At 34.6% G+C, this 7,236-nt stretch carries 7 protein-coding genes; 6 read left to right on the top strand and 1 reads right to left on the bottom strand.

Annotated elements, in window-relative coordinates; translation table 11 throughout:
* Positions 1 to 37: 37 nt before the first annotated feature.
* Genes HMPREF0367_RS02340 through HMPREF0367_RS02325 form a run of 4 tightly spaced genes read left to right on the top strand, consistent with a single transcriptional unit; the run spans position 38 to position 4,027 of the window.
* Positions 38 to 697 (top strand): response regulator transcription factor, encoded by a 660-nt coding sequence (locus HMPREF0367_RS02340; RefSeq protein WP_015535101.1) that lies wholly within the window; start codon positions 38 to 40, stop codon positions 695 to 697.
* Positions 698 to 701: 4 nt separating this feature from the next.
* Complete coding sequence (locus HMPREF0367_RS02335) at positions 702 to 2,159, top strand: HAMP domain-containing sensor histidine kinase (RefSeq protein ID WP_035400817.1); 1,458 nt, start codon at positions 702 to 704, stop codon at positions 2,157 to 2,159.
* Entirely contained in the window at positions 2,122 to 3,108 is a 987-nt protein-coding gene (locus HMPREF0367_RS02330; protein ID WP_035400814.1) for a Gfo/Idh/MocA family protein, read from the top strand. Before HMPREF0367_RS02335 ends, HMPREF0367_RS02330 begins: the two co-directional genes overlap by 38 nt.
* A gap of 4 nt (positions 3,109 to 3,112) precedes the next feature.
* A complete protein-coding gene (locus HMPREF0367_RS02325) occupies positions 3,113 to 4,027 on the top strand; it encodes a serine hydrolase (RefSeq protein WP_035400810.1) in 915 nt (304 codons plus the stop codon).
* A 33-nt stretch (positions 4,028 to 4,060) separates the two neighbouring features.
* Here the strand turns inward: HMPREF0367_RS02325 and yaaA are convergent, their stop codons facing one another.
* The gene (yaaA, locus tag HMPREF0367_RS02320; protein ID WP_035400808.1) at positions 4,061 to 4,774 is read right to left on the bottom strand and encodes a peroxide stress protein YaaA; all 714 of its coding nucleotides are present in this window, start codon (positions 4,772 to 4,774) and stop codon (positions 4,061 to 4,063) included.
* 94 nt (positions 4,775 to 4,868) lie between these two features.
* On the opposite strand from yaaA, the gene HMPREF0367_RS02315 reads away from it, so the two are divergent.
* Together HMPREF0367_RS02315 and feoB are read left to right on the top strand one after the other, a co-directional pair.
* Positions 4,869 to 5,099: a FeoA family protein gene (locus HMPREF0367_RS02315; RefSeq protein ID WP_035400806.1), complete on the top strand. Its 231-nt coding sequence runs from the start codon at positions 4,869 to 4,871 to the stop codon at positions 5,097 to 5,099.
* Positions 5,084 to 7,114: a ferrous iron transport protein B gene (feoB, locus tag HMPREF0367_RS02310; protein ID WP_035400803.1), complete on the top strand. Its 2,031-nt coding sequence runs from the start codon at positions 5,084 to 5,086 to the stop codon at positions 7,112 to 7,114. Before HMPREF0367_RS02315 ends, feoB begins: the two co-directional genes overlap by 16 nt.
* The last annotated feature ends 122 nt before the right edge of the window (positions 7,115 to 7,236 follow it).

Raw genomic sequence — 7,236 nt, 5'->3', positions numbered from 1 at the left:
GTTTGTTGAAAAGAATAATTACTAGGAGGAGGTTATTATGAAACGAGTAATCTGTGTTGTAGAAGATGAAAAAGATCTTAATAATCTTGTTGCCCAATATTTACGCAAAGAAGGTTATGAAGTTAGATCGTACTATACATATGAAGAAGCCAGCGCTCATGTTCAAGATGATGATGTTCATTTATGGATCTTGGATATCATGTTGGATGACAAATCAGGTTTTGATCTAATTGAAGAAATTCGCTTGCAGGGTCCAGAGATCCCGGTAATTTTCATGTCAGCGCGTGATAAGGAATTTGATCGTATAATTGGTCTTGAAAAAGGTAGTGATGATTATATTACGAAACCTTTCTCGCCAAAAGAAATGGTATTACGTGTAAACAATATTATTAAACGTGCTTATAAAGACGATAATAACCGTATCAGCATCGATGGCTATGAATTAGATGAAGAACAAAGAAAGATTTATTATGACAATAATGAAATTGAATTGACGACAAAAGAATTTGATTTATTAATGATGTTTATCAAGAACAAAGGAATTGCTTTCTCTCGTGATAAGATTTTGGAAAATGTATGGGATGAAAACTATTTTGGAAGTGATCGTGTTGTTGATGATACATTGCGTCGTTTGCGTAAAAAGCTGCCTAATCTTAACATCCATACGATTTATGGCTATGGATATCGTTTAGGATAGGACAATGAAAAGATCAGTAAATCTTTTTCGCCGATTATCTTTAACGCAGCAGGTTTTCGCACTCATTCTTTTGTTTTTAGCATTTTTCGCCGCATTCTTCTTTGTGTTTCTTTCTAAGAATATTGATACAACTTTAGCTGAACAGATGTATGATCTAATGGCAGCTAGGCAACAACCAATCGTTAACATCATTCAAAGAAACGCTGAGATCCTTGATGAAGATTTTTATGAATTCATGTCATCTGACACGATTCAGACAAATTGTTTGATTCAAGGGAATCAAGTTTTAGCTTTTGGAGATAATAATACACAGGAACATCAGGCTGTTTATAATTTTTTAGGCAGTGAATGTAAAGATATGGAAAAAACAGGTGTTGATATTAAAACAGGGACCGTTATAATTGACCATATAGGATATTATTATCGTATTCAAAATGCGGGAACACTTAATTTCTATGTGGCTAGTTTCATGGATGAGACTTATTCGACCAGTCTGAGAGATTCAGTAATTGATTCGACTGTGTATGTTACCGTGTTGGCGTTTTCCTTGATCTTGTTGATAATGATTGTATGGGTATTCTCTATTATTCATCCGTTGAATCAGATCAAATCATATATTGAGCAAATTAAACAGGGTAAACAAGTTGAATTGTATCTAAATCGAGAAGATGAGATTGGTGAAGTGGCTAATGCTTTAGTAACAATGAAAGATGAGTTGACTCGACAGGAAAAAGCCAAAGAAGAAATGATTCATAACATTTCTCATGATTTAAAGACACCAATTGCTACAATCAAGTCGTATTCCGAATCTATCAAAGATGGTATTTATCCATATGGAACACTGGAAGGCAGCGTCGATGTTATTTTAGACAATGCCCAACGTTTAGAGGATAAGGTGCATAACTTGTTGTATTTAAACCGTGTTGAATATCTTGTTACGAGTGATTCCGAAGGTGTTGTAACGAACATGAAAGAGGTTGTCGAAGAAGTTGTACTAAATTCTGCAGTGATTCGTTCAGAAATTCGTGTTATTACAGAAGTTGAGGAAGTTTTCTTTGATGGATTATTAGAATCTTGGCGTGTTGCCATTGAAAACATCATGGACAATGCTTTTAGGTATGCAAAATCATATATTAAGATAACCGTGACAGAAGATGATCTAAAGATTTCAAATGATGGCCCAAAGATGCCAGAAGATAGGATCGAATCTTTGTTTAGACCTTATGAAAAAGGTGAAGGTGGTCGTTTTGGTTTAGGTCTTTCTATCGTATCGAAAGTTGCCAAGGCAAATAAATACAAGGTAAAAGGATATAATACGGAAGATGGTGTATGTTTCAGAATTTACCGAGATAAACCAAAATCCCGCAAAAATGATTCCAAGAAAAAAGATAATCGAAAAGACAGTCATAAAAAAGGAGAAAGAGATGAAGATAGGAACAATTGGCACAGGAGTAATAGTTGACAGAATGATCCAAGCCGTCAATATGACTGATCATATGTCAATTGAAGCGGTATATTCAAGAAGTGAACAAAAGGCTTGTGAATATGCAAAAAAACATGGTGTAAAGAAGTATTATTGGAATCTTGATGAAATGTTAAATGATCCAGAAATTGATACGATTTATGTTGCCAGTCCAAATTCTTTACATTATTCACAGTCTAAAAAAGCAATTCTTGCTAAGAAGAATGTGATTAATGAAAAGCCATTTACACCAACCTTAAAAGAATGTATTGAATTGTTTGAACTTGCCAAAGAAAATAATGTATTCATTTTTGAAGCGATCACAACGATTCATTTACCAAACTATGCTTTGGTCAAAGAACATTTAAAAGATTGTGGTGAACTTAAATTTGTTCAATGTAATTTCTCTCAATATTCATCTCGTTATGGAAAGTATAAAAACCATGAACAGACAAATGCCTTCGATCCTGCATTCAATGGTGGTGCCTTGATGGATATCAATGTATATTGTATTCACTTTGTAACAGGTATCTTTGGAAAACCGGAATCCGTGTCATATATTGCGAATAGAGGATATAATGGCATTGATACCAGTGGAATCTTGATCATGCGATATCCAGGATTTATCGCAACGTGCGTAGGTGCTAAAGACAGTTCAAGTGAAAATCATGTATATATTCAAGGGGATCAGGGAACGATTCGTGTATTTGGATCAAGTTGTGGAGTTTGTTCTCATGTTGAATTTATTCCACCTAAAAAAGATATGATTGGTAAAAAAGATGTATCGAACACTCTGAATATAGGTATCGAACAGATCATGCATATGACCTATGAATGTGCTGAATTTGAAAGAATTACGCGTTTAAATGATATAGAAGCTTATGAAAAACTCTGTGATCAGACTCGACTTGTAGTATCTATCCTAGAGCAATGTTCTAAAGGAGAGTAATCTCTTGTCCAAGGATATATTGATAAAGGCGCTTAGCATTGTTGTTTGTCTTTGTTTAGGACTTGTTATTGGATCTTTTATCTTTGATGGAAAATTTGAAGCAGAGGTAGCTGAGGATACAACAGAAAAAACAAGCAAACAAGAAGAAGTGGTCGTGAACACTAGAGAACCCAGTACACAATTGATTGATTCGATCAACGCTTATTTAACTGAGAATGGCATTTCGCAGGAACAAATAGGCATATCAATTCGATCTCTAGATGATATTGAAGTGTATGAAATCAATGGAGATGTTGAATTTACGGCTGCAAGTGTATATAAATTACCGCTGGCAATGATATGGTATGAAAAAGTGAATAATGGAGAAATCACTTTACAGGATACACTGTATTATGATCCAGCATATTATGAAAGTGGAGCCGGAGTTGCCGATGAATATGCGGCAGGTTCTAACATTACCCTAGAAACGTTATTGAATTCTTTGATCATAAAATCAGACAATACGGCAGGACATATCTTATTTGAGAATCTTGGCGGATGGACGAATTTTAAACAAGAGGCAACTAAATATACATCGCGCCAAATGGATGATGAATTTTATTCTTATGAGAATGTCTTAACACCAAATTATACGTGCGATGTATTACAATATCTTTATGATCATAAAGATTCCTTTTCAACTTTGATTGAGAATATGAAAAATGCCATGCCTAATAATTATCTTGATTTGCGAATCAATACGCATGCAGCCCAGAAATATGGATCTTATGATTATGCAGAAAATGTGGCTGGATTTGTAGAAGAAGTAAATATTCCTTATAGTATTGCCATATTTACTACATTAGGTACGAATGGTGTTAATGTGATCGGAGATATCAATCAGATATGTTTTGAATATTTTGCCAATGAGCACGCTTAAATCAAGCGTGTTTTTTAATAAAAAGATCCAGGATCATTCCTGGATAAATGTTAATAATGAACCGGTGCTGTCTTCAGGTGAAAAAACATAGTTTTGATAATTAAAAGTTTTTACCTGATCAATGGTTTCAATTTGATTTTGTGCTAGATATCGAACCATGTCGCCTCGTGCCATTTTGGCATAAACACCTTTTTCTTTAAGTTTACCTTGAACCCTTTGACAGAAGCGAACGTCAATAAGTTTTTTATATTTACGAATACATTTTGCGTATTCTTCGCTGGCAAGATTTAAGATCGTATCATCCTGGATCGCATCTGCTAGATCTTGATTCCAATATTCATAAAGGGAGAAAGGGCATTTGGCCTGCATCTCCAGACGATAAGAAACGATTCCATCAAAAGGTCTTAAGATTCCATACAGTCCGGATAGAATGAATAGGTGATCTTGAATATACGCAAATTCTTCATCAGTAAAAACAGATGGAGCCATATATTGATATTGAATTCCATTATAACTTAATATTGCCATTGATGGATTGTGATCAAAGTCGATGGTCTGATAGTTTTCAAAAGCTTTTTTGGCAAGGGAGTCAGAACAATTTAAGACAGTTTTTAGTTGTTGATAAGATAGTTTCGATAAATGTCCGACAAGCTTTTTGGCTTTTTCCAAATATAATGGAGAAGTTAGAGGAAAATAAGTATCTTCATTTGACTTCATTTGTTTTGCAGGAGATATAATAATTTTCATGACTTGAGTATAACACACTTTTAATAACTATTTATCAAGTATTTGACAAATGTTTCGGAGGGTCTTAAACTTACTAAAGTATCTAGGAGGAAGTATGAATTTAAGTGAAGGAAATATTCATGGAAAATATTGTGTTATTTCGATGGACTTAGCTTTTCAAACCCAGAGAAGATTACAGGCTTTAGGAATGACTTTGGATACAGAAATAGAAATTTTGCATAAAAAGCACAACGGAACTCTTGCAATTAATCTAAGAGGTACACGTTTTGCTTTAGGGAAAGATATTAGTGAACATATCGAGGTGCTTCCATGTCAAAAGAAATAACTGTAGGATTTATAGGTAACCCAAACTGTGGAAAAACGACTTTATTTAATGCATATACAGGAGCTAATTTAAAGGTAGCTAATTGGCCAGGCGTAACCGTCGAAAGGATGGAAGGCGCTATTAAGGAACATAATATGACGATTCATGTCGTAGATCTTCCAGGGACATACTCTTTAACGTCTTATACGATGGAAGAACAAGTGTCCAGGCAGTTTATTGTCAGTGATCAGGTGGACGTCATCATTGATGTTGTAGATGCTTCGAGCTTAGAAAGAAGTCTATATTTAACTCTTCAATTATTAGAGTTAGATAAACCAATGGTTATGGCATTAAACATGATGGACATTGTCGAAAAAAGGGGAATGGAAATCGACTTACATCGTTTGGCGGAGATATTAGGAATCCCAGTCGTTCCGGTTGTGGCAAGAAAGAAAAAGGGCATCCAGACTCTAATTCATGCAGCTGTTCATCAAAAACAAGCGATTGGGCCAACAACAGCTGGTATCAACCATAAACCTTTATCGATCCATGATGAACGTGTTAAAGAACATGCGATGGTGTATTCTAAAGAAATTGAAAAGACTATTTCTAAAGTAGAAAAAGAACTTCAAAAAGAATATGGTTTAAAGGATACCAGATGGCATGCGATAAAATGGTTGGAAAATGATAATGAGATCAAGGAAAAATATTCTTTGAATGTTGATTTTGATTCGGATGGGTATGAAACTGAAATCATTAATGAAAAATATGATTTTATCCAGGCTTTGTTGCATGAAGTATTATTAGGAAAAAAACAAAAAGAAGAATTGACGGACAAAATTGATTCTTATATCATGCATCCGATTGGCGGTATTTTGATTTTTTTATTGATCATGCTGGCAGTATTTGGATTGACTTTCCTATTAGGAGATGCGATCAAAGGATATGTTGAAATTTTTATTGATTGGTTTATTGGAATTTCGACAGTTGGATTGGAAAGGCTTCACGTATCAGCTTGGTTGATTGATTTGATCACAGAAGGTGTAATAGGTGGTGTTGGTGGAATCATTACTTTTTTACCAAATATCATTATCTTATTCTTGGCACTGGCTTTTTTGGAAGACAGTGGATATATGGCACGTGTCGCGTATGTGATGAATGATATCATGGATAAATTGGGGTTGTCCGGAAGAGCTTTTATTCCTATGGTATTAGGATTTGGATGTACAGTTCCAGCTATCATGGCAAGTCGTACCCTTGAATCTAAAAAAGATCGAGAGCGCGTAATGTTGATTACGCCGTTTATGTCCTGTAGTGCAAAATTGCCTGTATATATCTTATTTAGTGGAATGTTCTTTGGTAAGTATGCGATGTTTGCAGCATATTCAATGTACATAATCGGTATTTTGATTGCGCTTTTGGTAGCATGGATCTTACATAAAATTGATAAAGAAGAAAATACCAATCCTTTGTTGATCGAGTTGCCTATGTATAAGATGCCTAGTGCATATACTGTTTATATTTATGTATGGGAAAAAGTCAAAGATTTTTTAACGAAAGCAGGAACGACGATTTTCATTGCTTCAATTGTTATCTGGATCTTGATGCATATTGGAACGAGTGGATATACAGTTGATGTTTCTGAAAGTTTAGCTGCTATGCTGGGAAATATATTGGTACCAATCATGGCACCTGTTGGCCTTGGCTTTTGGCAGATATGTGTTGCCTTGGTTGCGGGAATATCAGCTAAAGAAGTTGTTGTTTCAAGTACGGCCGTCTTGTTTGGAGTGGCTAATATTAATTCGGCTCATGGAATGTCCAGTTTGATGACAAGTTTATCTACGTTAGGCTTTACTAGCTTGAATGCGTTTTGCTTGATGTTATTTTGTCTTTTGTACATACCTTGTATTGGGTCACTTGCAACGATCAAGAAAGAATCTTCATTGCGTTTTACGATTAAAATGATTGTTTTTGAACTTGTAGTTGCATGGCTTGTAGCATTTGTCGTATATCAACTTGGAAGCTTAATTTTATAGTGATTTAATTCTGCATTTTCGATGCAGAATTTTTTTGCATTTTACATTCTTTTAACAAAACTATGCAAGTTCTTTTAACATTTCTCTTTTATTATAATCGTGTAAATGAAAGAAAAGAGGAA

The sequence above is a fragment of the Faecalitalea cylindroides ATCC 27803 genome (assembly GCF_000469305.1).
In the GTDB taxonomy this organism is placed as follows: Bacteria; Bacillota_I; Bacilli_A; order Erysipelotrichales; family Erysipelotrichaceae; genus Faecalitalea; species Faecalitalea cylindroides.
Note: the sequence above shows the minus strand (reverse complement) of the source record. Positions and strands in the feature narration are given on the sequence as shown.